General features: G+C 61.4%; 23 protein-coding genes, 1 tRNA gene and 2 pseudogenes. 13 read left to right on the forward strand and 13 right to left on the reverse strand.

The annotated features are described in order from the left end of the window. Positions 1–2: 2 nt before the first annotated feature. The 6 genes and pseudogenes from RIU96_RS02230 to RIU96_RS02250 form a co-directional block, all read left to right on the forward strand. Positions 3–308, forward strand: a pseudogene (locus RIU96_RS02230) (transposase); the annotation flags it as partial. A gap of 43 nt (positions 309–351) precedes the next feature. Next, positions 352–729: pseudogene (locus RIU96_RS02235) on the forward strand (IS256 family transposase); the annotation flags it as partial. A 95-nt stretch (positions 730–824) separates the two neighbouring features. Next, entirely contained in the window at positions 825–2111 is a 1287-nt protein-coding gene (locus RIU96_RS02240) for a tyrosine-type recombinase/integrase (protein WP_006839051.1), read from the forward strand. Between the two features lie 187 nt (positions 2112–2298). Beyond that, positions 2299–2577: a helix-turn-helix domain-containing protein gene (locus RIU96_RS11950; protein WP_186365383.1), complete on the forward strand. Its 279-nt coding sequence runs from the start codon at positions 2299–2301 to the stop codon at positions 2575–2577. 13 nt (positions 2578–2590) lie between these two features. Then, positions 2591–3301, forward strand: coding sequence for an IS6 family transposase (locus RIU96_RS02245; protein ID WP_259808281.1), 711 nt, complete (start codon positions 2591–2593; stop codon positions 3299–3301). Positions 3302–3485: 184 nt separating this feature from the next. Next, on the forward strand, positions 3486–5588 hold the full coding sequence (locus tag RIU96_RS02250; protein WP_311205084.1) for a hypothetical protein: 2103 nt from the start codon (positions 3486–3488) through the stop codon (positions 5586–5588). A gap of 56 nt (positions 5589–5644) precedes the next feature. Here RIU96_RS02250 and RIU96_RS02255 read toward each other — a convergent pair whose 3' ends face one another. The 5 genes from RIU96_RS02255 to istA (RIU96_RS02275) all read right to left on the reverse strand — a co-directional run bounded on the left by RIU96_RS02255 (position 5645) and on the right by istA (RIU96_RS02275) (position 10738). Then, entirely contained in the window at positions 5645–6442 is a 798-nt protein-coding gene (locus tag RIU96_RS02255) for an ATP-binding protein (RefSeq protein WP_311205085.1), read from the reverse strand. Between the two features lie 7 nt (positions 6443–6449). Continuing rightward, entirely contained in the window at positions 6450–7277 is an 828-nt protein-coding gene (locus tag RIU96_RS02260; RefSeq protein WP_396136763.1) for a Mu transposase domain-containing protein, read from the reverse strand. After that, positions 7190–7942: an ATP-binding protein gene (locus tag RIU96_RS02265; protein ID WP_201740600.1), complete on the reverse strand. Its 753-nt coding sequence runs from the start codon at positions 7940–7942 to the stop codon at positions 7190–7192. The genes RIU96_RS02260 and RIU96_RS02265 overlap by 88 nt, the downstream gene beginning before the upstream one ends. Continuing rightward, complete coding sequence (istA, locus tag RIU96_RS02270; RefSeq protein WP_311205071.1) at positions 7942–9591, reverse strand: IS21 family transposase; 1650 nt, start codon at positions 9589–9591, stop codon at positions 7942–7944. Before istA (RIU96_RS02270) ends, RIU96_RS02265 begins: the two co-directional genes overlap by 1 nt. Before the next feature lie 139 nt (positions 9592–9730). Continuing rightward, positions 9731–10738, reverse strand: a complete 1008-nt coding sequence (gene istA / locus RIU96_RS02275) for an IS21 family transposase (protein WP_311205072.1) — start codon at positions 10736–10738, stop codon at positions 9731–9733. 288 nt (positions 10739–11026) lie between these two features. Here istA (RIU96_RS02275) and RIU96_RS02280 point away from each other — a divergent pair, with 288 nt between their 5' ends. Then, positions 11027–11737 carry an IS6 family transposase gene (locus tag RIU96_RS02280; protein WP_144773009.1) on the forward strand — a complete coding sequence of 237 codons (711 nt, stop codon included), beginning with the start codon at positions 11027–11029 and terminating at the stop codon, positions 11735–11737. Here RIU96_RS02280 and RIU96_RS02285 read toward each other — a convergent pair. Next, on the reverse strand, positions 11648–12370 hold the full coding sequence (locus tag RIU96_RS02285; protein ID WP_144773006.1) for a hypothetical protein: 723 nt from the start codon (positions 12368–12370) through the stop codon (positions 11648–11650). The genes RIU96_RS02280 and RIU96_RS02285 overlap by 90 nt on opposite strands. 173 nt (positions 12371–12543) lie before the next feature. Between RIU96_RS02285 and RIU96_RS02290 the strand changes: the two genes are divergently transcribed. Further along, positions 12544–12616, forward strand: a tRNA-Ala gene (locus RIU96_RS02290). Positions 12617–12685: 69 nt separating this feature from the next. On the opposite strand, the gene RIU96_RS02295 is transcribed toward RIU96_RS02290, so the two are convergent. The 4 genes from RIU96_RS02295 to RIU96_RS02310 form a co-directional block, all read right to left on the reverse strand. Then, positions 12686–13147 (reverse strand): DoxX family membrane protein, encoded by a 462-nt coding sequence (locus RIU96_RS02295; protein WP_144773004.1) that lies wholly within the window; start codon positions 13145–13147, stop codon positions 12686–12688. Between the two features lie 78 nt (positions 13148–13225). Then, positions 13226–13768, reverse strand: coding sequence for a YdhK family protein (locus RIU96_RS02300; RefSeq protein WP_311205086.1), 543 nt, complete (start codon positions 13766–13768; stop codon positions 13226–13228). A 28-nt stretch (positions 13769–13796) separates the two neighbouring features. Then, positions 13797–15893 carry a YhgE/Pip family protein gene (locus RIU96_RS02305; RefSeq protein ID WP_311205087.1) on the reverse strand — a complete coding sequence of 699 codons (2097 nt, stop codon included), beginning with the start codon at positions 15891–15893 and terminating at the stop codon, positions 13797–13799. Then, entirely contained in the window at positions 15890–16540 is a 651-nt protein-coding gene (locus RIU96_RS02310) for a hypothetical protein (RefSeq protein WP_144822884.1), read from the reverse strand. Before RIU96_RS02310 ends, RIU96_RS02305 begins: the two co-directional genes overlap by 4 nt. An 88-nt stretch (positions 16541–16628) precedes the next feature. On the opposite strand from RIU96_RS02310, the gene RIU96_RS02315 reads away from it, so the two are divergent. Then, complete coding sequence (locus tag RIU96_RS02315) at positions 16629–17204, forward strand: TetR/AcrR family transcriptional regulator (RefSeq protein ID WP_311205088.1); 576 nt, start codon at positions 16629–16631, stop codon at positions 17202–17204. On the opposite strand, the gene RIU96_RS02320 is transcribed toward RIU96_RS02315, so the two are convergent. Continuing rightward, on the reverse strand, positions 17201–17833 hold the full coding sequence (locus RIU96_RS02320) for a hypothetical protein (protein WP_144740957.1): 633 nt from the start codon (positions 17831–17833) through the stop codon (positions 17201–17203). The two genes, RIU96_RS02315 and RIU96_RS02320, sit on opposite strands and share 4 nt — an antisense overlap. Positions 17834–18056: 223 nt before the next feature. On the opposite strand from RIU96_RS02320, the gene RIU96_RS02325 reads away from it, so the two are divergent. The 4 genes from RIU96_RS02325 (at position 18057) to RIU96_RS02340 (ending at position 22884) form a co-directional block, all read left to right on the forward strand. Further along, positions 18057–19013 carry a methylenetetrahydrofolate reductase gene (locus RIU96_RS02325; protein ID WP_144690207.1) on the forward strand — a complete coding sequence of 319 codons (957 nt, stop codon included), beginning with the start codon at positions 18057–18059 and terminating at the stop codon, positions 19011–19013. A 15-nt stretch (positions 19014–19028) separates the two neighbouring features. Beyond that, positions 19029–21290 carry a 5-methyltetrahydropteroyltriglutamate--homocysteine S-methyltransferase gene (metE, locus tag RIU96_RS02330; RefSeq protein ID WP_259790375.1) on the forward strand — a complete coding sequence of 754 codons (2262 nt, stop codon included), beginning with the start codon at positions 19029–19031 and terminating at the stop codon, positions 21288–21290. Between the two features lie 422 nt (positions 21291–21712). Next, positions 21713–22237, forward strand: coding sequence for a peptidylprolyl isomerase (locus RIU96_RS02335; protein WP_040422091.1), 525 nt, complete (start codon positions 21713–21715; stop codon positions 22235–22237). A gap of 53 nt (positions 22238–22290) precedes the next feature. After that, complete coding sequence (locus RIU96_RS02340) at positions 22291–22884, forward strand: rhomboid family intramembrane serine protease (protein ID WP_136651725.1); 594 nt, start codon at positions 22291–22293, stop codon at positions 22882–22884. Between the two features lie 245 nt (positions 22885–23129). Here the strand turns inward: RIU96_RS02340 and RIU96_RS02345 are convergent, their stop codons facing one another. After that, on the reverse strand, positions 23130–24488 hold the full coding sequence (locus RIU96_RS02345) for a hypothetical protein (protein WP_259788005.1): 1359 nt from the start codon (positions 24486–24488) through the stop codon (positions 23130–23132). Between the two features lie 209 nt (positions 24489–24697). Then, entirely contained in the window at positions 24698–24970 is a 273-nt protein-coding gene (gene crgA / locus RIU96_RS02350; RefSeq protein ID WP_144317609.1) for a cell division protein CrgA, read from the reverse strand. Positions 24971–25005 lie beyond the last annotated feature (35 nt).

The raw sequence follows: 25005 nt of genomic DNA on the forward strand, positions 1-25005 counted from the left end.
CTGCCCAGTACACCTCTATGGCGTTTACCGATGCCCTTGTCGAGGCCGGGTTGCAGGGCTCGATCGGCTCGGCCGGTGACGCCTTGGACAACGCGATGATGGAATCAACGATCGGGCTCTACAAGACCGAACTGATCGGCTTCGATCCACGTCGTACGTGGAGGGATGCCCAGGAGGTAGAAACGGAAACGGCCTCGTGGGTCTACTGGTACAATCACCAACGTCTGCACTCGTCGATCGGTGACGTTCCCCCGATCGAATACGAGCAGGACTACGAGGAATTCAACACCACCAGAAGAGCCCAGTAAGGCTTTTACCCGTAGTCTCCGAAAAACTCAGGCCGATTCATTCCGGTCCGAGATGCTGTTTGTCTACCTCACCCCACCAGAAGGTGTGCTGGAGAAACACCGCATTAAATCCACCACCAACAGCCTGGAGGGCGGCATCAACGCCCAGCTCAAACTGCTCGCCAGAACCCACCGGGGCAGATCCGGTGAACGACAACGCCGCATGCTGGATTGGTGGCTCTACCTCAAAACGGAACTGCCTGACGATCCAGTACGAATCGCCAGGCAGTCCGACTGGGGCCAGGGCCAACTCGCCAAAGTATCCACCCTGACCCGAAACGAGAACCAAGCCGACCACGAAACAGGACGACCAGCCCTCTACGACAACGCTATCGACACCGACTACACCCACTCAATCGGCATCCAGAAAGGCCAAATCTAACCCCCATGCGACACGCCGAGCCAGACACACTTTTTGACCCTTAACCCACATTCGGACACGAATTGACCCCACTAAGGGAACGTAAGGGGAATGCAATGGCCCGCAGAACAAGGCGAGACTTCGGCAAACTAACCAAGAAGGGCAAAAGGTACTACTGCGAGTACACAGGCCCCGACGGCAAGCGCCACACGCCAGGGCACTCGTTCGCTTCCAGAACAGATGCCGCAGGCTGGCTGTCCGCCGAGAAGCGACTAATCGACTTAGAAGCATGGAAACCACCCGCAGCCCGCCGCGACGAAAAGAAGCGCGCATCTGTCACCGTGGGGGAGTGGCTGGACCAGTACCACGACATGCTGGAACAACGCGCACAACCGCTGAAACCATCGACCGCGCAGAACTACCGAAGGGTTACGCGGGTACGGATCACCGACCCAATCGCGCCCGGCGACGGGGACCAGGACGTAACCCGGCTGAAAGACATTCCCCTAGCCGAGCTGGAAACCTCCGACGTGTACCGCTGGTGGGACGCTCTACAACGCAATTACCCCGATGCCAGAACGATTAACCGCCAGGCGTACGTACGTCTCAAAGCCGCGTGCGCCGAAGCCGTACGCCGCAAGATGATCCCGATAAGCCCCGTAGACATTCCCGAAGCAGGAAAGCCCGTGGCCACCGCAGAGAAATACCTGCCTAGCGATGCCGAGATTGCCGCGATTATCGAAGCAATGCCCGCGCGATACAAGGCACTAACCTCCCTCGTGCTCCGCCACGGGCTACGCCTTGGAGAAGCCCTAGCGATAGAAGCCCGCCACGTCGTCGTCGAACCAACACCCGTGCCATACATGCCGAAAGTCACCGTGCAGGTTGAACAGAACGCGCAGCGCATCGCCGCCGCCGACGGTAAACCGACGTACATGCTGGTACAGCCGCCCAAGACGAAGGCGGGTTATCGAACGGTGCCGATCATGGCAACCGACGTGCCGCTATTCCTCAACCACAACGCAAAGCACCTGCCAGCCAAGGCCACACCCGTCCCCGTGCTCGCGCCGCCCAACGCGGACAAGGCAAGCCGCAACAAGGTAAGCGACAAGCCGCTAGCGCTCTACACCCCGAACGGCAAAGGCCAGCCGCTCATGGATACCACCTTCCGAAGCCTGCTCAACAAGGCAGAAACAGAAGCGGGCGTGACAACAGCGATAGACCCGCACTGTGGGCGAAACTGGCTCATTACCCGCTTGGCGGAACAGGGTGCGCACCTGAAGGAGATAGGCGCGCTACTCGGCCAGGAGGACGTGCAAACGATCCTGAACGTCTACATGAAGGCAAGACCCGAACGCACAACAGACCTCATGGCCCAAGTGAACCGCAGTCTCAACCGCTAGCGCCACCGGGGAAGGCCCCGCAATGCAGGCCAGCCTTGCGCGCGCGTAGGAGGGGGCGGAACGTTGCAGTTCCATTGCCGCTAGGCGGTAGGCGCGTTCTTGTGCGCGATTATTCCCCTTCGTTCATATCTGCGATAGGGTTACACCCGTAAGTATTTCGTCACTGTGACGTTGGAGGTTGTTTGACGTGGCAGATTTACCCGCACTGGGGGAATTGATTCCGGTTAAGGAGTTCGCGGCGGCGACCGATTCGCACCCACGTACGATTCAAAGGCTCTGCCGTGAAGGTGAACTTCCGGCGCTCCGCGTTGGGGCTAAATGGTTCATTCTCGGAAACGAGCTACTTTCCGATGCCCGCGAGCGCGTGCTCGGCACTGGCGGCAACCTCGACGGGTTAGCGCCCTACACCGTGACAAACGATGAACGGTGCTGTTGCAAAGTTGGGGCAGTAGAAAGACCGGCGTGAAATAATCACGGCCATGGGTATCTTCTCCGGTCGGCATTTCCCCCGTGAAATCATCCTGTGGGCGGTGCGGTGGTACTGCCGCTACGGCGTGAGCTACCGCGATCTCGAAGAGATGATGACCGAGCGGGGTGTGTCAGTCGATTACACCACGATCTACCGCTGGGTGCAGAAATACGCCCCTGAGCTGGATAAGAACACTCGGTGGTACCGGCAGGTACCCGACTGGCAGGCCCGGTCCTGGCGGGTGGATGAGACCTATATTCGGGTCGGCGGCACGTGGTGCTATCTCTACCGGGCTATTACCGCCGGTGGGCAGACCTTAGACTTCTACCTCTCACCAAAACGGAATGTGGCTGCGGCCAAGCGTTTCCTGGCCAAGACCCTGCGATCGAATACGACAGCCGGGTCCCCGCGGGTAATTAATACAGATAAGGCACCCTCCCTGGCCAAGGCGATCTCCGAGCTGAAGGCGGAGGGAATCTGCCCTCAGACGGTGGAGCACCGTCAGGTGAAATACCTGAACAACGTTCTCGAGGGAGATCATGGCCGGTTGAGACGAATCCTGGGACAGAAGGGGGCGTTCAAAAATCGGACGTCTGCCTACCGGACGTTGAAAGGGATGGAAGCGATGCATTCATTACGGAAAGGTCAGGGCACGATGTTTGCTTATGGGCACCCCAATCCGGACGCGGTGATCGTCAACCGGGTCTTCGAGACGGCCTGAGAACGCCGGCACGCAGCGGCCATCAGGAAATGAGAAACTGGGTCGTCTCGGCTCTCCGCCCAACTTTGCAACAGCACCCTCTAGAGCTACTACGGGCCTGGTCTCTCAACTTTGCAACAGCACCGATCTTGGAAGGTATACAGTGCTCCAATCCTCATTCCAACCTAACTCAATTGATCAAAGTATGGCCATCCTCCAGCAGTACCAAGAGGCTAGGGATGCGAACCAGGTGACGGCTATTTTCGACGAGAATATGGAGCGTCTTGTCTGCGATATTGTCGAGCTCGTCGATCCTTTCGATGCTTTTGACGTGATCGAGCTAATGCGACTGCGCGAACTCAATCCGATTCCGGATCCTCGTTCATCAAATCCTGACGGATCTGCTTCCAATATCGAAATTGTCACTGCGGTCCTACTATCGCGCCCTGGGCGCGACGGTGCACCAACTCCTGGCAATGACAGACCTTGGGAAATCATAGAAGAGCTGCATCGTCTTGCCTCTGAAATCAGCAAGCATTCTGTGTTTAGTGCGCTGATACTCGCCGAGAAGAGTGATAACCGAGCTTCCAGAGAACTCGTTCTATACCAAAAATCACGCGCTATAATATCAAATTTTCAGTTTGATGAAGTCCGAGATAATCACGACAACGCGCTTCTCAACCATGAGGTGGCCAAACCGCTGGTCCTAGAGACTCTAGGATATTCGGTAGACCACATTAAGTCGGTCCGCGATGCCATCCATGATGTCCAATCCAAACGCCTGACAGAAGCACGCGATACAAGTGGGTACGCGATACACGACCTGATGCAGAAATACGGAAACGTCACTAGTGGCACTTCCGAGGAGAATCAAGTAGTCAGTGATGCGTTAATTTCAATGATGTTTCGGCCTGGAAATCGAGCCGCAATGTCGGTTTCCGACATAGCCGAGCAGGGAAGACTTTCGGAAGATTTAGTTGAGAAGGTGATAACCGATTACTCACTTGAATTCGACCCCACACAAGACGCGCTGGATAGGGTAAAAAGCCTACTTAAAGGTGACTGGCTTTTCTCCTACAAGCCGTTAGTTCGCAATAAAACTGGTGAGTTTGTTATCGTCGCCAACGGAATCGGGGATGACACAATCAGACGGGTCTTCGAGGAGAAGCAAAAAGACAACCAAAAGCAGTTCCAGAAGTACGACCAAAAAGTTCGAGCCAAAGTAACCGAAAAATTGGCAACTTCATACCTCAGCAACCTTATCAAAGCCGATGCCGAGTGGTTGAATGTTACCTATGCCTTTCAGGCTAAATCCGGGAATGACGAAAATCTTGATTCTTCGTTTAATTTCAACCTGTCAAAATGTGAAACAGCCGAATCCGATGGACTGTTTATAAAAGATGACGTAGCTGTAGTCGTCGAAGTCAAGGGAAAATCGATATCAGATAGAGCGAGAACGGGACAGCTTTCGAGATTTATCCGGGACGTTGAAGATACGATCGGCAACGCCCAAATTCAAGCCGAACGTTTAAGCAGTCTCATTAGAAACAACTCCGGAATATGGCTCGCAAGCGGACAGTGGATTGACTTTCGTCATGTGAGACATATTCTCAACGTCGTTGTGCTGCTCGATGATGTGGGGCCGATCGGGACGCAGTCCCAGGACCCAATCGACACTGCCGGGGATTCCGTCTGGGTGGTCTCCTTGCATGATCTTGCAGTCATGAGTTCTTTGTTAAGATCCCCGACGGTCTTTTTGGCCTATCTTCGGTGCCGAATTACATCTAACTATGGGTATGACATCGTGGCAGTCGACGAACTGGATATCCTTACGCAATTTCTTTCAGGAACTCTTTTCTCACACGCAGTAGATGCCGAAGTGTTTCGCCGAGTACCGATTTTTGAACCAACGAACGGGCCTATCGATGTCTGGATGAAGAGAGGTGAAATTCCCCCTGAATTCGGATCTGTGCCGAGGCCAAAGTTGGAGGTAGGGCCAAGAACTTCCGATTTGGTCCGACAAGTAATTTTTCGTAGTCAACGCGGGTACATGTCAGCCAGCATTGACTTGGTACTCTCTGCGCTTTCGGGGGGTTCGCCATTGGAGGACGGGTTGGAATATCTCTATCGAAAGAGTGTGGGCGAGCATTTGGTCGCCGATTTGCGAATACCAGCAGTTAATGGATCTCCTGAGATAGTGCTCACGAAGGTGGGACAGGAAGTCAAAATTTTTGACGCAAGAATGAAAGCGAAGAAGGTCGACCATGAAACGCAGAGCTTGACGGGCGTTTCTTTTCGGTACCGGTAGGGCGGTATCGGGTACCGGGGTGTTGGTGGTTGCCGGTACCCGGTTTTTACCCCCGGTTACGACTTTCGGGGTTGACGTAGCCGTGTGGGTGTCGTAGGGGCCATCCTTTCTTGTTTGATGTCGTCGCGGGTTCGCATGTCTTCTCCTGTCAGGGTGAGTTTCGAGCCGTGGTTGGCGAGTCTGGACATGACTGCGTCTGCCAGTGCTGCTTCTGAGAAGACGTCGTACCAGTAATCGGGTTCGTGTTGGCTGGCGATCACGGTAGAGGCATGTTCACGCTCGACGAGCAGGTTGAATACCTGGTTCAACGCGTGCGCTGAGACATCGGTGGCGAGAAAATCATCGATGACGACAAGTGCCGGGGCTTGCAGGTCAGCGAGGAGTTGTTTGCGGGCCTGGGGATGCTCAGCCGCAGCGTCGAAATCGTTGGCCAGGTCGTTGAGCCGGAAGTAACGGGCGGTGAGCTTTTTGCGGCACGCCGCGACGGCCAGGGCTTGAGCGAGAAAACTTTTACCGGTGCCGGTAGCTCCCACGATGATGAGGTCTTTGCCGTAGTCGATCCATTCGCAGGTGGCGAGCCGGTCGATGCGGTCTTGGGTTACACCGCGGCCGGGATAGGCATCGAAGCGCTCGAGTGCGGCGGTTGAGCCAAGGAGTTTCGCTTCACGCAACCTTGTCTGGATGACCTTGTTGTCGCGGGCGGTGAGTTGGGCTTCGAGGGCTTCTTTGATCTTGTCTTCGAAGGAATCGTTATCGCGCGTGGGGTCGTTGACGATCTCTTGGATCGTCGCGGCGAACACGCGCATCCCGCGCAGCGAGCCGAGCTTGTCGAAATCTTCATCGGTTAACGCCATGATGCTTCTACGCCTCCTCACCGAATTCAAGCTCACCGAATTCAAGCTCACTGAACTCGAACGCTGCTTTGCCCCGTACGTGCGACGCCTGGGCTGGTGGTGCGGGACGAGTCACCGGCCTAGTTGACGCGGCAGATGATGTAGGTGATTGCGCACCACCTGTGGCGGTGGCGGTGGTGCGGGTTGCGAGGTCTTTGATGGTGTCGTGGACTTTGCGCACCGACGGGACCATGTGGGAGTCGAGGACGTCTTGGCAGGCTTGTTCAAGCAGGCTGCGGGAGTACTTCTTCGACAGGCTCAGCACGCCAAGGGCGCTATTGTAGGCTTGGGCTTCAACTTGGTGGGCGTGAAACATCTGGCGGATGAGTTCGTAGGTTGCGGCCCCAATACTTTGAGCCCATGACTCAATCCGGCCCTGATCCCACTTCGTGGCCAAGTCCTGGTGCTTTGCCGGCACATGCTCTTTATCTGTGGAGTACTGCATGTTGCCAGGCTTTTTACGGTGGGAAGCGATATGCTCACCCGCGCTGAAGATGTCGACGACATCGTCGAAGATCTGCACGTCGACACTTTTGCCGGCGAAGCTCCACGGCACAGAGTAGAAATGCTTCTCCACTTGGACGTGGTAGTTCACCCCGGCCTTGGCTTTACGCTGTTTGGGACGTGCTTCCAGTAGCAGCGTTCTGACGATCCGATAGCACCCGGATGAGCACCGGATAGCGGTGCTTGGTCCGGGTGCCGGCGGGGCTATTGCGCGTCGGCGAGGTGTCGGCGCATGTTCGGCCCGTCGAGTGGGAGGATCTCGGCGCCTGCCACAATCCGGTTGAGGATCGATTCGGCGATCACCGCGTCATGCAGGGATTTGTACCAGTCCTGCGGCTCGAACTGGGAGGTGACCAGGGTCGAGCCACGGCCGTCCCGGGCCGCGAGGATGTTGAGCAGCTCCGCGGCGGTGTGCTGGTTGATGGGCGTGGTCAGGAAGTCATCGATGACCAGCAGGTCGCAGTTGTGCAGGTCGGTGAGGAAGTCCAGCCGTTTCTGCGACGCGGGGTCCATGACCGCGAGCTGGTTGGCCAGATCATCGAGTCTGAAGAACCGGGCGGTGTAGAACTTCCGGCAGGCGGCGTTGAGCAGCGCCAACGCGAGGTAGGTCTTGCCGACACTGGATTTCCCCAGGATGACCAGGTTGTGGGTCTGATCGATCCATTGACAGCTGGACAGCCGTGCAATTAGCTCACGATTGAGGTTGCGGTCGGGAAGGTAGCGGATTTCTTCTACGCAGGCATCAGGGTTTGGCGATCTGGATGCCTTGAGTAGTTTCTGGGTCCGACGTTGCTCCCTGGCCGTGATCTCCTTATCCAGGGCGTGGAAGATCTTCTGCGAGAACGTCCACTCATCGCAGGCGGGGTCGTTGGCCAGGTCGATGACGGTTTTCCCGAAGGCGGTCATCCGCAGCTGGGTGAACAACGTCATGTCGGCGTCGGTGAGGTGTCGATCCATCACGCCTGACCTCCTTCATCGTGGGCAGGATCCGTCTTTCCCAGTAGAGCGTCGAGGCTGAAGTGCTCAGGGCCAGCCAGGTGCGCACCGCGGGTGTCCCGTGAGCCCGGGGCCGGGTCGATGCGTGGGGCCGGCGGCGGCGGAGCATCTGTGGTGGTGGGCCGGGCGTGGACCTGGGCCCGCAAGGCCGCCAGGCGTTGCTTGACCGCGGTGTAGCTGACCGCCCGCGGGGAATCAGCGTCAACCAGTTGCCGGCAGGCCTGTTCCAGCAGTGCCTTGTTGTCGCCCTTGCCCAGGGCGAGGATGTTCAGGCAGGTGCGATACCCCTGGGCTTCGATCGGGCGGGCATCGAGCACGCTGGTGATCGCGGCGACGGTGTGGGGACCGACCTTGTGGGCCTGACGCAGGAAATACGCCCTGGACCACAGGTCCGAGGACTGCTGATGCTGATCGGGGACATGATCGGGGTCGGTGACGTAGACATGCTGGCGCGGGGAGACGGTATGGGTGGCGATGATGTCCCCGTCGCACATGACCGTCAGACGGTCGCCGGTGCTCTTCACATCAACGTGGCGTCCGGCGAAGGTGTGGGGCACCGAGTACTTCACCGTGGCGATTTCGATGTGGTAATCACGGTTGACCTTGGATTTCCGCCAGGTCACCGGCTGCCAGCGGGACTCCGGCAGCCCAAGCAGTTCCGGCCGCTCATACTCATCGAACAGATCCTTGCGGCTGATCTGCTGTCCGCGGAACGGTGTTCTGGTGTTGATCGCGGTGACCTGGTCGGCCACAGCAGTATTGAGGTCATCCAGGCTGGCGAATCGCTGGCCCGCGAGCCGGCCGATCACCCAGTTGGTCACGACCTTGACCCCGGCTTCGACATTGCCTTTGTCCTGTGGTTTTACGGGACGGGTCGGTACCGCAGCGGTGCGGTGGTGCTCGAGGAAATCCCGGTAGGCGCGGTTGACGTCCCGGGCCCGGTCCCCACGAGCGATCTGGTTGGATGCGGTGGAGGCGTTGTCCGGGATGACGACCTGCGGGATACCGCCGAAGAACTCGAAGGCCTGCTGGTGGGCGTCCAACCAGTTCGGGGACTTCTCATCGAGATAACCGCGGGCGAAGACCATCCCGGAGTACGGCAACGAGGCCACGAATACCGACACCTTGGTCTTGCGCCCGGTGATGGGGTCAAAGACGGCCATCTTCGTGCCCGCCCAGTCGACCTGCATCGTGTGACCGGGAACGTGGGTGATCCGCATGGTCAGGTCGTTGACATCGACGTACTCGCCGATGATCTGGCAGAACCGCTGATAGCTGTAGTGCCGCTGGCCAGGGACGCCGTCCGTGTCGAGGTAGCCGGCCCACAACACGCGCAGCGGGAGCTTCTTCTTGCCCGAGCGTTTGGTGACCATCGCGGCCACGTCGAAGGCGACGAACTCATCCGAGGGCGCCTTGCGCCCGTCGGTGAACAAGGCGTCGAGTTCTTCCGCGGTGAGGTCTTCCACCTGGGAGGTGGAGGTAAAGCCCTGGTCCCGGCAGATTCTCTTCGCTTTGGCGATGGTGGTGTGTGAGCATCCCGCCAGGGCTTCGATCTGTCGGTAGGACAGATTCTGGATCAATAGTGACATCACCAATCGGTAGTCAGTCACGGTGTCTCCTCTTCGAGGTCCACACGCAGCCGAATTACTGCGTGTGGACCTGAGATCACCACAGACCACCAGATGCTGCTATCCGAAGCTCATACCCGCGCTATCCGATCGTCAGAACCGCGCTACTAAAAGCACGTCCCTAACATTTACGCCACGTGGAATACGACCAGCGCTGTTGAGGCAGCGGGCGCAATGCTTCTGCTTCGCTTTCAACAAACAACTGCCTGCGGCTTGCGTTGCGGCCCCGGAATCCTTCCCGGTCGTTGATCCAGTCGACCTGTGCTGCAATAGCGGCGTTGAGAGCGTCGAACGTGGAGAACTCTTGGCCCGATAACGCTTCTGCGACCCAGGTCTGGACGATATCGACCGCCTTTTCCACATGGGCCTTATCCCTGGGTTTACCCGGCCTAGCCGGGGTAATCCCGCAACCGTAGAACTCGGCGAACTGCTGGTAGCGCTCGTTGACTTCACGCACCGTCGCACCACGTGTGATCTGGTTGGTTGCTGTCGAGGCGTTATCGGGCACGATGCGCACCGGCACGCCACCGATATAGTCCAACGCGTCGCGGTGGGCACACAGCCACGACCGCATCCGCATATCCGGCCACGCACTGGCATGGATAAGCCCCGAATGCGGCAGCGACGCCACAAACACATACGCCTGCACAGACACCCCGGTCAACGGGTCAACAACTGCCATGGTTTCCCCGGACCAATCAACGCACAGCTCCTCACCAGGGGCATGGGTCAAAAGCGCAGTCAGGTCGTTGACATCGACGTAGTTTTCAAACAGCGCGCAGAACTGCCGGTAGGAATAATGCTGCTGGCCAGAAGTAGCCTGACGGCGGGTGTATTTATGGTGTTCCACCTTTAACGTCACCCGCTCACCGCGTCGGCGCCGGGCGGCGATGCCTGCGAAATCCGGTTCCACAAACGCATCTGAATCCCGCCGGCGATTATCCGGAAACAACTCCGAAAGCTCCTGCGGCGACAACGCGGTAATCGTGTCCTCGTCCATCCCAGTCGAGCGCAACACCCGACTGGCCTTATCAATACTGCTGCGCGAGCACCCCAAATCCGACGTGATCTGCGACCACGAGCGGCCTTGCACAAGCGCCAGCATGATCAACCTGTAATTGGTGACCACACCAAACTCCTTCCATGGTTACGCGGCCCGCGCGTACACACTGCGCAGGGCCGTCAACCACAGACTGCCAACCCAACTACCCCCGGTACCCGATACACGCACACCCAGTACCCGATACCCGCCCGACCGGTACTAAAAACCGAACCCGGTCAGAGCTCCCGCCTTTTCGTCTTCCTCAATACGAGCAACATGCTTCAAAGCTTCCTGCGCACTTAAGCGGATCCGGATTTAGAGGGTGCTGTTGCAAAGTTGGGGCAGTAGAAAGACCGGCGTGAAATAATCACGGCCATGGGTATCTTCTCCGGTCGGCATTTCCCCCGTGAAATCATCCTGGGGGCGGTGCGGTGGTACTGCCGCTACGGGCTCAGCTACCGCGATCTGGAAGAAATGATGACCGAACGCGGCGTACCGGTCGATCACAGCACCATCTACCGCTGGGTCCAGAAATACGCTCCTGAGCTGGACAAGCAGACCCGGTGGTACCGACAAGTCCCGGATTGGCGGGCCCGGTCCTGGCGGGTGGATGAGACCTATATCCGGGTCGGGGGAAAGTGGTGCTACCTCTATCGGGCCATCACCGCGGGCGGGCATACACTGGATTTTTACCTGTCCCCAAAGCGTAACGTCGCCGCAGCGAAGCGTTTCCTGGCCAAGACCCTGAGGTCGAACACGATAACCGGGTCCCCGCGGGTGATCAACACCGATAAAGCACCCTCCCTGGCCAGGGCAATCGCCGAGTTGAAGTCAGAGGGAATCTGCCCGCAGACCGTGGAACACCGGCAGGTGAAATACCTCAATAACGTCATTGAAGGAGATCATGGGCGGCTGAAACGGATCCTCGGACCGAAGGGGGCGTTCAAAAACCGGACCTCGGCGTACCGGACGTTGAAAGGGATGGAAGCGATGCACTCATTGCGGAAAGGGCAAGGCACGATGTTTGCCTACGGGCAACCGAACCCGGATGCGGTGATCGTCTGCCGGGTGTTCGAGGCTGCCTGAGAACGCCGACCCGCAGCGAGCATCAGAGGATAAAGACTGGGTCGCCACAGCTCTCCACCTGAAGTTTGCAACAGCACCCTCTCGCTTCAGCATCGCATCGTCGATCACTAGCCCGATTCCGATCATCTCGGCGAGTGCGGCATCCTTGTGAGCCCGTAGGATTTCATCAACCTTCTCATCAATGACCTTTAAATGCTCTGTGATCTCATCAATGGACTGTTGCATGGCCATCTGGGACATGATTGATGCGGCTCCAGCTAGCGCTAACGGACTAGTCATGAACATGCCGGCGGAGCCCGGTTTCGAAAATTCTAAGATCTTCGTGATCTTGCCGCCTTTGGTGGTGGCGATGGCCCTGCTGAGACCGTCTGATGAACCCTTCATGGCCCTGCCTAGTTTGAGCGCTTTCGCTGACTCTTCGGTCAGTTTGACCCAGCGCCCTGAATTTGCCGCAAGCTCCGAACCTACCTGGGTTGCACCGGCAGCCGTCCTGAACGCGTTTCCGAGGAGCCGGCCCATGTCGAGCTCCTTCGAGGCGATCCCGTTCGAAGTGAGGAAGTTCTCAACCTCGCGCGGGTCACCAAAAACTGCGACGTCGTCTCCGTCGGTGATGAGTTGGAATTCAGTACTCACGTTGTCCCTTTCAGTCGCTGCTGAGCCACATGAAGGACTCACCGCGGAATCTTAACCAGTGTTCGGGAACAAGGCGGGCCTTTGCGTCAATAACCGCTAGAGGGAGAACCTCCAGCAGATGCACGGACGCGATTTTAAGTTCCACGGGGACAGGAGTACGGTTTTTCGTGCGAGGGGCATTAGCTCAGTTGGTAGAGCGTCGCGTTCGCAATGCGAAGGTCAGGGGTTCGATTCCCCTATGCTCCACTTAAGAAAAAAAACTGCCCCGGCGAAAGCTGGGGCAGTTCTTTTTCACTAAGTGGCTGGAGCGTGTACCTACTTCCTCGGCATCGCGGTCAGCGCGGCGCCGATGCCGGCCAGCCAGGAGTCCTTTGCCAGCGACAGGCCGTCCTGGCTCGGGCGGATGCCGTCGTCCTCGGTCATGTTGTCATCGCCGAAGTACATGGACAGCAAGCCGGCAGCGAACGCGGTCAGGCCTACGCCAGCGAGGCGGTTGGATACGAACGGAAGCAGCAGCGCAACGCCGAGGCCGGTCTCAGCGGAGGCGAGGAGCTTAGCGAAGTTCTCGGCGTCCATCTCCTTGACAAACGGCAGGCCGGTCGAGGCAGCGTTGCGCAGCCACTCGGCGGTGCCCTTGTCAGCCTGGAACTTGCCCAGGCCGGAGTTGAGGACGAACAGGCCCGTCGGGATGCGCAGGGCCGCCGAGGCGAAGCCTAAGTTGGTCTCGTCCTGCTTGGTAAAAACGCCGGTCGGAATCACTTTGAGGGGGTTAAACATTGACTCTCCTTGAGAATATTCGTGTGGTCGTCGCGCGTACGCTAACGTGCGCGACAACATCCATGGTAGTGAGATTTGCTAATTGGCCGGCTGGATCTCACTTTCGACGACCCACTTGTGGTTGGTCATTTCCATCCCGTCAGCATGGACATCGACCACGTAGACCGTCTCCGTCGTGGAGGAGTCGATGGTGGCTTGCGCGCCCTGCATGCCGTCCATGTGGTCGGCCTCGAGCACCACGGCGGTGCCGTCGGCGAGGCGCTCACTACCGGCGTCCTTGATCTCTTCCTGCACTACCCACTTGTGGTTGCGCACCGGCTCGCCGCCGCCGGCGGGCGTGTAGGTCACCTCGTAGGCCGTGGTGTCGTAGGCGCCCGCGATCATTGCCGGCGCGCCCTCCATGCCCGGCATGTGGTCGGCGGTGAGAGTCACGTTTGATCCGACCGCGTACATGGGGTTTGCGGCCTCGACCATCCCGGCGGGAACGGGCCCGCCGTCGGCCGGGTGCTGGTGTTGAGCGTGATCCGCGGGCTGGGTTGCCGCGGGCTCGCTTTCGCTGCCGCACGCCGCCAACGGCGCGAGCAGGGAAGCGGCGAGAGCAATAGAGAAGTATTTGCGCATGGGCCCAGTCTACGAGCCTGACGTCGTGCTAGATCTCTAGCTCCGGGTGGATGTCCTTGCGCATGATCACGCGGTGCTTCCACAGCCCAAGCGAGGAGATCACCCAGGCGGCCAGGGCGAAGAGCGTGAGCACCATGATCGCGGTCATCAGGCGCTGGTCGCCAGGGCTGTGACCGAAGAGGCTGTAGCGCAGCATATCGACGCTAAAACGCATCGGGTCGACGACGTGCACCCATTGGATGAACCGCGGCTGCACCTCCGGCGGGTAGAGGCCGTTGGAGGCCACAAGCTGCAGCGACATCAGCGCCATGGTGACCAGTCGGCCCGCGGCTACGCCGAGGATGACGTTGATCGCCAAGATGATGGAGATGAACACCCAGGACACGAACCACAGGGACAGGAACATCGCGCCGGGGTGGGCGGGGGAGACGTTGATGAACACGATCTGCACCAGCCACAACAGGGCGGCCTGAGCGAAGCCGATGATGAAGGCGGGGATCAAGGTGGTCAGCAGCGCCCTGAAGGGGGTGACGCCGGAGTCGACGGCGCGCCGGGACATCGGCCGCATCACCATGAACATCACCAGGCCGCCGAACCAGAGTGCCAGCGAGAGGAAGAAGGGGGACAGACCCTTGCCGAAGTAGGTCACCGCGTCGCCGATCGAGTTCGCGGTGACGGGCTGGCCCGCGGCCTGGGAGGCGGCGTCAAGGCGCGCGTCGTACCAGCGCGGAGCCTGGGTGGCGCCGTCGCCAAGCCGCATGGCCAGCTCGCCCGAGCCGCCGTCGAGCTGGACAAGCCCATCGCTTAAGGCCCGCGCGCCGACAACGAGCTGGTCGGTGCCGGCGGCGAGCTGGGAGGAGCCGTCGGCGGCGGCGCGGGCGCCTACCACCAGCTGCGAGGAGCCATCTTTGAGCGTTGCGACGCCCGCCACAAGCGTCCCGGAACCGTCCTTGAGCAGCGACAGACCGTCCGCCAGGGCCTGGGCGCCGGCGGTCGCCTCGTCCACGCCCGCGCGATATTCGGCGTTCGGGTCGTTGAGCTGGCGGGACACCTCGTGCGCGCCGGCTTGCAGGGCCTTGAGCTTGGTCAGCGTCGAGGGGTCCATGGCGGTGGCCAGATCGCCCGAGCGCAGCTGCGCGGCGATCGCGTGCGCCTGCTGGGCGAGCCCCTCGGTGCCCGGCACCGTCGAGGCGTCGAGGTCGGCGGCGACCTTGTCAACCGCGCCGAGGATGTCGCCGTAGACTTTCTGGGCCTGGGAGAGCTGCGGGGCGACGGAGGCGATGGTGTCCACGCCGCCGGCGATCTGCTCGGCGCCATCGCCGAGCTGGCTGGTGCCGTCGGAAAGCTTCACCATGCCGTCCGCCAGGCGGTCTGCGCCGGCCGAGGCCGCGCCGATGCCCTCATCCAGCCGGGTGGCGCCGTTTTGGAGTTGGCTGACACCGTCGTCGAGCTGGGTGGCGCCGTCGCTGAGCTTGCCGAGGCCGTCGTTGAGGGTGCGCGCGCCGTCGTTAAGCTGCACCGCGCCGCTGTCAAGCTGCTGGCCGCCGTCGGAGGCTTCGGCGGCGCCCTCGTTGAGCCGTTTGGCGCCGTCCGCGGCCTCGGTGAGGCCCTCGCCGACGGTGTTGAAGCCGATGAAGAGCTGGTTGGCCACCTGCTCACCCACCGTGCCCGACACGGTGTACGTCATGATGGTTGCGGCCTGGTTGCCCAGCATCGTCGGGATGAAACCGTTGGTTTCGTTCAGCGTGACGTTGAGCTTCGCCTGGTGCGGGTCGGGCGTGTTTACCGAGGTCACGGACTGCGTGAAGTCCTTCGGGATCTCCACGCCCATGTAGTACGTGCCGTCGGCGATGCCTTGGCGGGCCTCGTCGGCGTCGACGACATAGAAGTCCAAAGGCTTGCGCTCCAGCAGGCCGTCGACAACGCGCTGGCCCGCATCACCCTCGTCGGAGTTGACCAACGCCACGGGCATGCGGTTCAGGTTGCCGATCGGGTCGTAGTAGGACCAGACGAACAGGCCACCGAAGATGAGCGGGATCAGCATCACGACCGCGATGGCGGCCGGGGGCAAGAAACCGTGGGCGAAGCGGCGGAAGTTGCTGCCAATGTGGAAGCCGGAGATCATAGCGTGGCCCCTTCTCGCAGATCGATGACGTGCTCGGCGTGGTCGCCGATGTCCGGGTTGACGGAGGCGACCACCACGGGCAGCGTCTGCGCAACGCCCCGCAGGCTCTCAAGCAGCGCACCGCGCAGCTCAATGTTGCGCAGCTGGTCCGGGTCGTCGACGACGAGCAGCGACGCGTTGGGGCGCGACGTCAAAGCTAGGAGCACGCGCAGCCTCAGCCGCGTCAGCGTGTCCAGCTCGGCGACGCTTAAGGAGGGGTCGAGCTCGCTCAAGTCCAGCGGCTCGAGCCACGGTTCAACCAGCGGGTGGGTCAGGATGTCCTTGGGCACGCGCTTGTACCAGGGCTGTGCCCACGCGACTTGCTCGCGGATAACTTCGCGCACGGTCACCGAGCGCTCCAGCGAGTCGATCAGCGTCACGCCCGCGAGCGCGACCGCGCGGAAGCGCTCGCGGGTGGTGCGGGCCCCGGAGATGTCAATGTCGCCGGAGGCGGGTGTGAAGCGCCCGGCCAGCGTCATGCTCAGGGTGGAGGCACCGGATTCACGCGCGCAGACAAGCAGAGTCAACCCAGCGGCGCACTCGAAGGTGAGCTGCGGGTCCTCGGGTCGCACAATGAGATCGTTGACGCGGAGGATAGGGGAGGTCATTCGGGTCCTTAAGCGTAGGAAGGACTATCACTTAGCCGAAAATGCTGCCTTTACCGTCGTCGAATGTCAAGTGTTAGCATGAGCGATCATGCGAACCGACGCGCAGCGCAAGCGCCAACTAATCATAGATGCCGCCAGCCACACTTTCCGCACTGTTCCCGATGCTTCCATCACGCTCGAGGGCATCGCCAAGGACGCGGGGGTCGGGATCGCCACCCTGTACCGGCACTTCCCGACGCGCCGCGACCTCCACATCGCCTGCGCCGTCGACCTGCTGGATTCGCTCGAGGCGGGGCTCAATGAGAGCCTGGCCACCTTTGAGGAGGACCCCGAGCACCACTGGGAGGAACTCATCTGGCGCATGGTGGAACAGGGCACGGGCATGCTCGTCGCAGCGCTTGCCCAGCAGCGCTCAGGCGACATTTCCCCGCTGCTTCTGACCAAGCTCGAGCAGGTAATCGAGCAGTTCCAGCTCCTGGTGCGCAAGGCCTCGCATCACGGCTTGGTCGACCCGAACTTAACGGCACGCGAGATCGCCGCGGAGCTCATCGTGATCACCCGCCCGCAAACGCGCACGATTAATGAGCTGTTCCCGGACGTGCGCAACAGGCTGGTCCAGCACCTTCTGACGGCGTGGAAGCGCCCGAGAACAGCTCGCCCTTAGCGGGTGGCGTCGCGCTGGTCGTCGTCAAGCGTGTCCAGCGTGGTCAGCTGCTCGTCGATGGAGCTGAGAAGCTGCTCGTCGCGCTCCGCCGGCTCCTCGCCGAGCGGGCCGGCGGCCTTCTCGCGGTCGTCCTCCGTGCGGGTGGAGTAGACCAAGGTGGTCTTGCCGCTCGGAGAGGTTTCCTTGCGCGGCGCGACGTGGGTGTAGGTGATGTCCTTCTTGTCGGCGCCGGTCACCTTGTCCTTGAGCCAGAACTCCCACGCAGCCCAGGCGGCGGCCACGGCGGCGCCGATGCCGAGGATCGCCTTGAGCGGCGAGCGCTTCGACTTCTTCTTTGACTCCTTGGCCTGCTTCTTCAGTGCTTTACGACGCTCCGCCCGCTCCGGTGCCGCGGCGGCGAACTGCGCGCGGTGGCGGTCGAGGCGGTCGTGGGAGTCGCGGGTGAGGATTCCGGCCTCGCGCCGGGCGACGTCGTAAAGCCCGTCGAGCTTGTCGTCGACCTTGTCCTTATTTACGGCGTCGACAACGGAGTCGTAGATCTCGCGCTTCTTTTCGTCGTCGAGCTTGCGGTAGTAGTTCATCGCCGAGCGTGCGCCCTTGTAAGCGAGGCGGATGGTGAACGGGTTCATGGTGGATCCTTTCGTTTGGGTTTTCTCGCCTACCAGCGTAGCGATTTCGCCACTGGCTGATTTATATTCATACCCGCGCAGGCGGATGACCTGCTGCGAAAGCACCACCCGAGTGAACAGAGTTGTCTATACCGTGGTGCGTAAATACATTCTTGAGTCAACGACAAACCGTAAGCGCCGAGCCCGGCCAGGCAACCCGTGTCAACATGAAAGGTATGTTCTGGTGTACCAGAGACTTACTTCGACGCGGCTTTCTGCCTCCGCCCCGCTAGATCGCCTCGACGAAGACGTAAACCCCAGCGCAGCAGCGCCGCGTCGCTCCACGCGCACCGCGCTGAGCTTCGAGCTCATCCCGCCGCGCCACGACGCCGACACCGCGCTGCTGGACAACCTCATCGCCGGACTTGCCGAGTACAACCCGGACTACGTCTCCGTGACGTCGTCACGCCGCTCCGACTGGCTCGAGGGGACCGCGGCGCTGATCAAGCGCATCGCGGAAACCACCGACCTGAAACCGATCGCCCACCTCGCGTGCACGGCCGGCACCCGCGACGAGCTCACCGAGTGGATCCGCACGCTTATCGACGCCGGCGTGCGCGGCTTCCTCGCCCTGCGCGGCGACCTCCCCGAGGGCGAAACGAGCCTGCCCGAGGGCTACCTGCCGTACGCCACCGACCTGCTCAACCTCATCCAGGAAGTCCAGGACGAGCAGGCGTTTCGCCTCGCGGCGGGCAAACTCGCCCTGTCCGTGGCGTGCTACCCCTCGGGCCACGCGGAATCGAAAAACGCGGACATGGATCTCGACGTGCTGCTGGCCAAGCAGCGCCTCGGCGCCGACTTCGCGATTACCCAGCTGTTCTTCGAGGCCCAGGACTACCTCGACTTTGTCGAGCGGTCCCGCCTGGCGGGCGTGCGCATCCCCCTGATCCCGGGCATCATGCCCATGACCAGCCTGCGCAGGGTTGAGCGCATGGGTGTGCTGTCCGGGATCACGGTGCCGCAGCGCGTCACCGACAGACTGTCAAAGGCTTCAACCCCCGACGAGGAGTACGAGATCGGCATGGCGATGTCGGCCGAGCTCACACGAGAAATCCTCGACGCGGGCACGGGCGGGCTACACATCTACACGCACAACAACCTCGCGGTGACCCGCGACCTACTTTCCAGAATCAACCTTTAGAAAAAGGACACCTCTATGAACTTCCCCAAGGCAACGATCGAAGGCTACCCGCGCATCGGCGCGAACCGCGAGCTCAAGCGCGCGCTTGAGTCCTACTGGGCGGGTCGCATCGACGCCGACACCTTCCGCTCCACCACCCACGCGCTGCGCGTGGACACCTACAACCACCTGCGCGACCTGGGCCTGACCGAGGACTACGCCATCCCGGCCGATGTCGCCTACTACGACCAGGTGCTGGAGACTGCCCTGACCGTCGGTCTCATCCCCGGCGGCACCGACCTCGATGAGGAATTCGCCCTTGCCCGCGGCAACGATACGCGCGTGCCGCTGGAAATGACCAAGTGGTTCGATACCAACTACCACTACCTCGTGCCCGAGGTCGCCGCCGGCCAGGAGATCACCCCCGCCCCGGAGCGCATCCTGCGCTTGGTCGAGGAGGCCCGTGAGGCTGGCCACGTTGTGCGCCCCGCGCTCGTCGGCCCGGTCACCCTGCTCGCGCTGTCGAAGCCCGTTGAGTTCTCGCTTCTCGACGCCCTCACCGACGCCTACGCCGAAATCCTCAAGGCGCTCAAGGGCGCTGGCGTTGAGTGGGTCCAGCTCGCCGAGCCGGCCCTGGTCGCCGACCTGTCCACCACAGACGAGGAGCTCGCCGGCTACCTCGAGCAGGCCTGGTCGAAGCTTCTGGCCATCGACACCGCCGAGCGCCCGAACCTGTACTTGACCACGCCTTACGGCGCGACGCGCAAGGCGTTGTCCGTGCTCGGTGCGCTCGAGCCCGAGGCCCTGCACGTGGACTTGTCCCCGTGGACCCTGGATTCGGATGCGGACTACCCGAAGCGCGTCGCCGACATGATCGGCCCGAAGGTGCAGCTGGTTGCCGGTATCATTGACGGCCGAAACGTGTGGGCCGCGAACCTGCGCGAGCGCACCGAGGTACTTGAGGTCCTGCGCTCGGGCGGGCGCGAGGTGGCACTGTCGACCTCGACATCGCTGCAGCACGTGCCGCACACCCTGAACGCGGAGAAGAACCTGCCGATCGACGTGGCCAACTGGCTGTCCTTCGCCGATGAAAAGATTGCCGAGATTCAGGCGCTCGTCGCGGGCGAGGAGGCTGCCGCGGAGGCGTTCGCACGCTCCGACCGCGCGGTGCGCACCCGCACCGAGTCGGATCACATCCACAACTCTGCCGTGGCGGATCGCGTTGCGCAGCTGCCGGCGGGCGAGGTCAAGCGCGCTCCCGAGTTCGCTGAGCGCAAGCGCGTCCAGGGTGAGGCGCTCGGCCTGCCGGACCTGCCGACCACCACGATCGGCTCCTTCCCGCAGACCACCGAGATCCGCAAGGCGCGCGCCGACCACAAGAACGGCGCACTGACCGACGCCGAGTACACCGAGGCGCTGAAGAAGGAGATCAAGGGTGTCATCGAGTTGCAGGAGGAGATCGGCCTGGACGTCCTCGTCCACGGCGAGCCCGAGCGCAACGACATGGTGCAGTACTTCGCGGAGCTTCTCGACGGCTTCGTCGCCACCGAAAACGGCTGGGTCCAGTCGTACGGCTCGCGCTGCACCCGCCCGCCGATCGTCTTCGGCGACGTCTCCCGCCCGGAGCCGATGACGGTGGAGTGGGCCAAGTACGCCCAGTCGCTGTCCGACAAGCCGGTCAAGGGCATGCTCACCGGCCCGGTCACGATCCTCGCGTGGTCCTTCAAGCGCGACGATGTGCCCCTGTCCGTCTCTGCTGACCAGATCGCACTCGCGCTTGCCGACGAGGTCAGCGACCTCGAGGCCGCAGGCATCAAGGTGATCCAGATCGACGAGCCGGCCCTGCGCGAGCTGCTGCCGCTGCGTGCCGACGAGCGCCCCGCCTACCTCGACTGGGCCGTTCGCGCCTTCCGCCTCGTTGCCCTCGAGGCGCAGCCGGAGACCCAGATCCACACCCACCTGTGCTACTCCGAGTTCGGTCAGATCATCGACGCCGTCGCCGGCCTCGACGCCGACGTCACCTCCATCGAGGCGGCGCGCTCGAAGATGGAGCTCCTCGAAGACATCGACGAGACCTTCCACTCCGAGATCGGCCCGGGCGTGTGGGACATTCACTCCCCGCGCGTGCCGTCCACCGAGGAGATGGTCGAGCTGATCCGCGCCGCACTCGCAAACGTGCCCACCGACCGCCTCTGGGTGAACCCGGACTGCGGCCTGAAGACCCGCGGCTACGCCGAGGTCGAGCCGTCGCTGAAGAACCTGGTCGCCGCGCGTGACGAGGTTGCGGCTTCGCTGTAGTTGTTCCGGGTCGGGTCAGTTCTCTGTTCCCGACCTGGGGTTTTGCCGGTTGGTTAGCGCTGGCCGTGACATCTGACCGGGTTACTGCGCAGAGTGGTCTGCGCAATGTCACGGTCAACTGTTGTGCGCCAGCACTGACCTGCGGTTTTTCCGCCTAGGAACCGTTGACCGTGACATCTGACCGGGCCTTGGAGACCTCAAACGACTACCGGTGTCCCACCAGCCCCTGGTTGCACAGCTGTTGCTTCGCAAAGTCACGGTCAACGGTTTTGCGCCACCGACGACCTGGGATTTTACTGGTCAATCGGCGCTGACCGTGACATCTCACCCGGCACTGCGCAGTTTGATCTGCGCAATGTCACGATCAACAACCCCCAACCCGCAAAAGCACCAACCCCCCGGATGCATCTACAATGGTCACCATGACTGATTCAACTGCGAAAGCAACTCTGCACACCAACCACGGCGACATTGTCATTGATCTGTTTGGCAACCACGCCCCGCAGACCGTCGAGAACTTCATCGGCCTGGCCACTGGTGAGGCGAACTACTCTGCGCAGAACGCGTCGGGTAGCAACGAGGGCCCGTTCTACAACGGTGCGATCTTCCACCGCATCATCCCGGGCTTCATGATCCAGGGCGGCGACCCGACCGGCACCGGCACCGGCGGCCCGGGCTACCAGTTCGCTGACGAGTTCCACCCGGAGCTGCAGTTCGATCGCCCGTTCCTCCTGGCTATGGCGAACGCCGGCCCGGGCACCAACGGTTCGCAGTTCTTCATCACCGTGGACAAGACGCCGCACCTGAACAATCGCCACACGATTTTCGGCGAGGTCACGGACGAGGCGTCGCAGAAGGTTGTCACCGAAATCTCCAACGTGCGCACCGGCCGGATGGATCGCCCGGTCGAGGACGTTGTGATCGAGTCCATCGACATCCAGAAGTAGCCCCGCAAACACTGCCTCCCCCCGCGCACGTAACGTGCCGGGGGTTTTCGCTTATGAACCTTCGCACGATCTTTTACCGCGCCCCCGCCACCGCCGCCATTGCCGCGCTGTGCATCGCCGTCTTCGCCATCACCGCGGCGCAGTCCTCCTCCCTGAGCAACACGGTCTGGGGCTCACCGCTGGGCATCCGCATGGTGCTCTACGGTCCCTTCGTCGCCGAGGGCCCGCTCGGCTGGCTGCGCCTGCTCACCGCTGGCTTTCTGCACCTCGACCTGTCGCACCTGTTCGTTAACATGCTGATGCTGGTGCTGATCGGTGGCGAGATCGAGCGCTTTATTGGCACCGCCCGCTTCGTTGTTGCTTGGGTCGTCGGCACGCTCGCGTCGTCGGCGGCGGTGCTCGCGATGGCTTTTGGCACGCCCACGGCCGGGGCCTCGGGCGCCCTGTTCGCCCTGCTTGCGGTACTCGTCGCCATTGCTTATCGACGCTCCTCCGACCTGCGCGCCCCCATCGCCTTACTGGTGCTCAACGTCGCGTTCACCTTTATCGCGCCCGGTGTGAGCGTGTGGGGGCACTTGGGTGGCCTCGCGGCGGGTGTCCTGTTGGCGTGGCCACTGACCTTTTCACCGCCTATCCCCAGGCGCTAGTTATCCCCAGAGTTGTGCACACTGTGGATAACTACAGAGATGTAATTTCTAGAACGCCGCGCCGAAGAAAAACTCTAAGGACCAGTTCAACGCACCTGCAGTAGGAACAAATTCGAGTGTGGAAATAGTGCACAGAGTTATCCACAAGTGTGGACAAGCGGATAATCCACACAGCTATGCACAGCCTGTGGATAAAACTAACCCCACCCCGGTGGAGAACCGGATGGGGCTAGATGGAGGGAGTCTTAGAAGAGACCCGGGTTCTTGCGGCCGCCGTCGCTCCGGGTCACCTGGCGGGAGTCGACGTTCTGGTCGTTTCCGGTAGACGAGTCACCGGAGATACGTCCGGTCTGGGTGACGGTCATGTAGTTGATCAAGCGGCCCTCGCGGGTCTTGCCGTCGCCGAAGCTAAAGGCGCCGAGCAGCATGTCGTCGCCGACGTTGACCGGGTTGGACAGGGTCACCTCGAAGACGCGGGCGTTGGTGTCGAAGTTGTAACCCAGGTCGCGGACGTGGGAGCCGTTGGCACCGAAGGAGGTCATCAGCCTATCGACGCCCTCCGGACCAACCTCGCGTTTGACCTCAACGCGGAAGGTGACCACCGGGAACTCAGCCCAGTAACGCTTGGTGCCGACGTTCTTCACGCGCAGGGCCACGGAGCCGACGAAGCCGGGGGCCTTAAGGTTCGAGGTGGTGAAGTACGGCTGCAAATCGTACTCGGGGGCGATGACCTTGACGGTCTCGTCGGAAACGGCGTCGAAGTTGGTGGCTGCGGCACCGTCGGTGATGTCTGCCTTGACGTCGTCGGCGACGGGGGCGACGTCGTTAAGCGGCTCGCCCTCGGTAACCTTCTTCAGGTCGCTCGCGTAGGCCGGGTTCGGAGTGTCCTTGGTCTCGGTGACCTGCGCGCCCTTGTTCGGCGCCCAGGAGTCGGCCGGGGTGGCGTAGTTCTTCACGCGCACCTCGTTCTTCACCGGCATGTTGGCGATCCAGGCGGTCGGGGTTGCCCAGGTGCCGTTGGGGCGGCAGCGCTGCTGGGTGCCGGTCATGGTCACGGTGCGGAAGCCGTAGGTAGCCTCACCGGTGTGGCCGGCGGGAACCTCGTAGGGGCCGATCTTCTGGCCGACGTTCCAGGACAGGGTGCCGGAGACGGAGAAGCCGAGGGTCTTGGCCATCGCGTAGCCGATGGTGCCCTGCAGGCCCTCGCGCGACGCCTGGTCGCCGAGGTTGAGCGTTTCAGTCTTGGAGCCATTGACGGACGCGGTGATCGACTGGGTGCGCGACAGGTCCTGGGTCAGCGGCACGGTATTGTTCGACAGGTTTGTCGTGGAGATGGTGCCCACCGGCAGGAAGTTGTCGGTGACCTTGTACACGATGGTGCGGTAGTCCTCGGTGGAGTTGCACACCGGGCGCGGGTTGAGGATGTTCGCCTTGATGTGGTCGGAGCCACGGTAGGTGTGAACGATCGGCAGGGCGTCGTTGGTGGCGGGGGTCTCCGGCGCGGATTCTTCCAGGGTTTGCGCGAAAGCCGGGGCAGCGCCGACGGTCAGCGTGGCGACAGCAGACAGCGCTGCCACAGAGCGCGAAACGCGTGTGAACTTCATGGTCTTTGGGTCCTTTCTCAAGCGGTGAGGAGCAGTGATTTCGTCAGGTAGAAATACGCCGGCAGCGCCGCGTTGAGCGAGGGGGGAACGAAAGTGTACACCCGTCGTTCATCTTTTTCCAGGTTGCTGGAAATGCGCAACACCCCCGTTTCGTTGACGATGTAATGAAACGAGGGTGTTTAGCTGTTCAAAAGTATACTTTTGTCTCTTTAGCGCCATCCCATGGTCATCAGGAGCCCGGCGATGATGGCGGAGAATCCGATCAGGTAGTTCCACGGGCCGAGCTGAGCGAGGAACGGGACTTGATCACCCGCGACATAGAAGGCGATAAGCCAAGCAAGGCCCAGGATGAGCAGGCCAAACATGATCACCTTGTACCACATGGGCGTGCCGCCCGTGTTGATCTTGACAGGCGTGCGGGAGGTAGCGGTCGACGCGGACTGTACCGGGAGGTTGTCCTTGGTAATTTTCGCCTTGGGCATGGTGCCTACTTCCTTCGTTGTGTTCTGCTTGCCCG

This window comes from Corynebacterium sp. Z-1 (assembly GCF_031844665.1).
Classification (GTDB): domain Bacteria; phylum Actinomycetota; class Actinomycetes; order Mycobacteriales; family Mycobacteriaceae; genus Corynebacterium; species Corynebacterium sanguinis.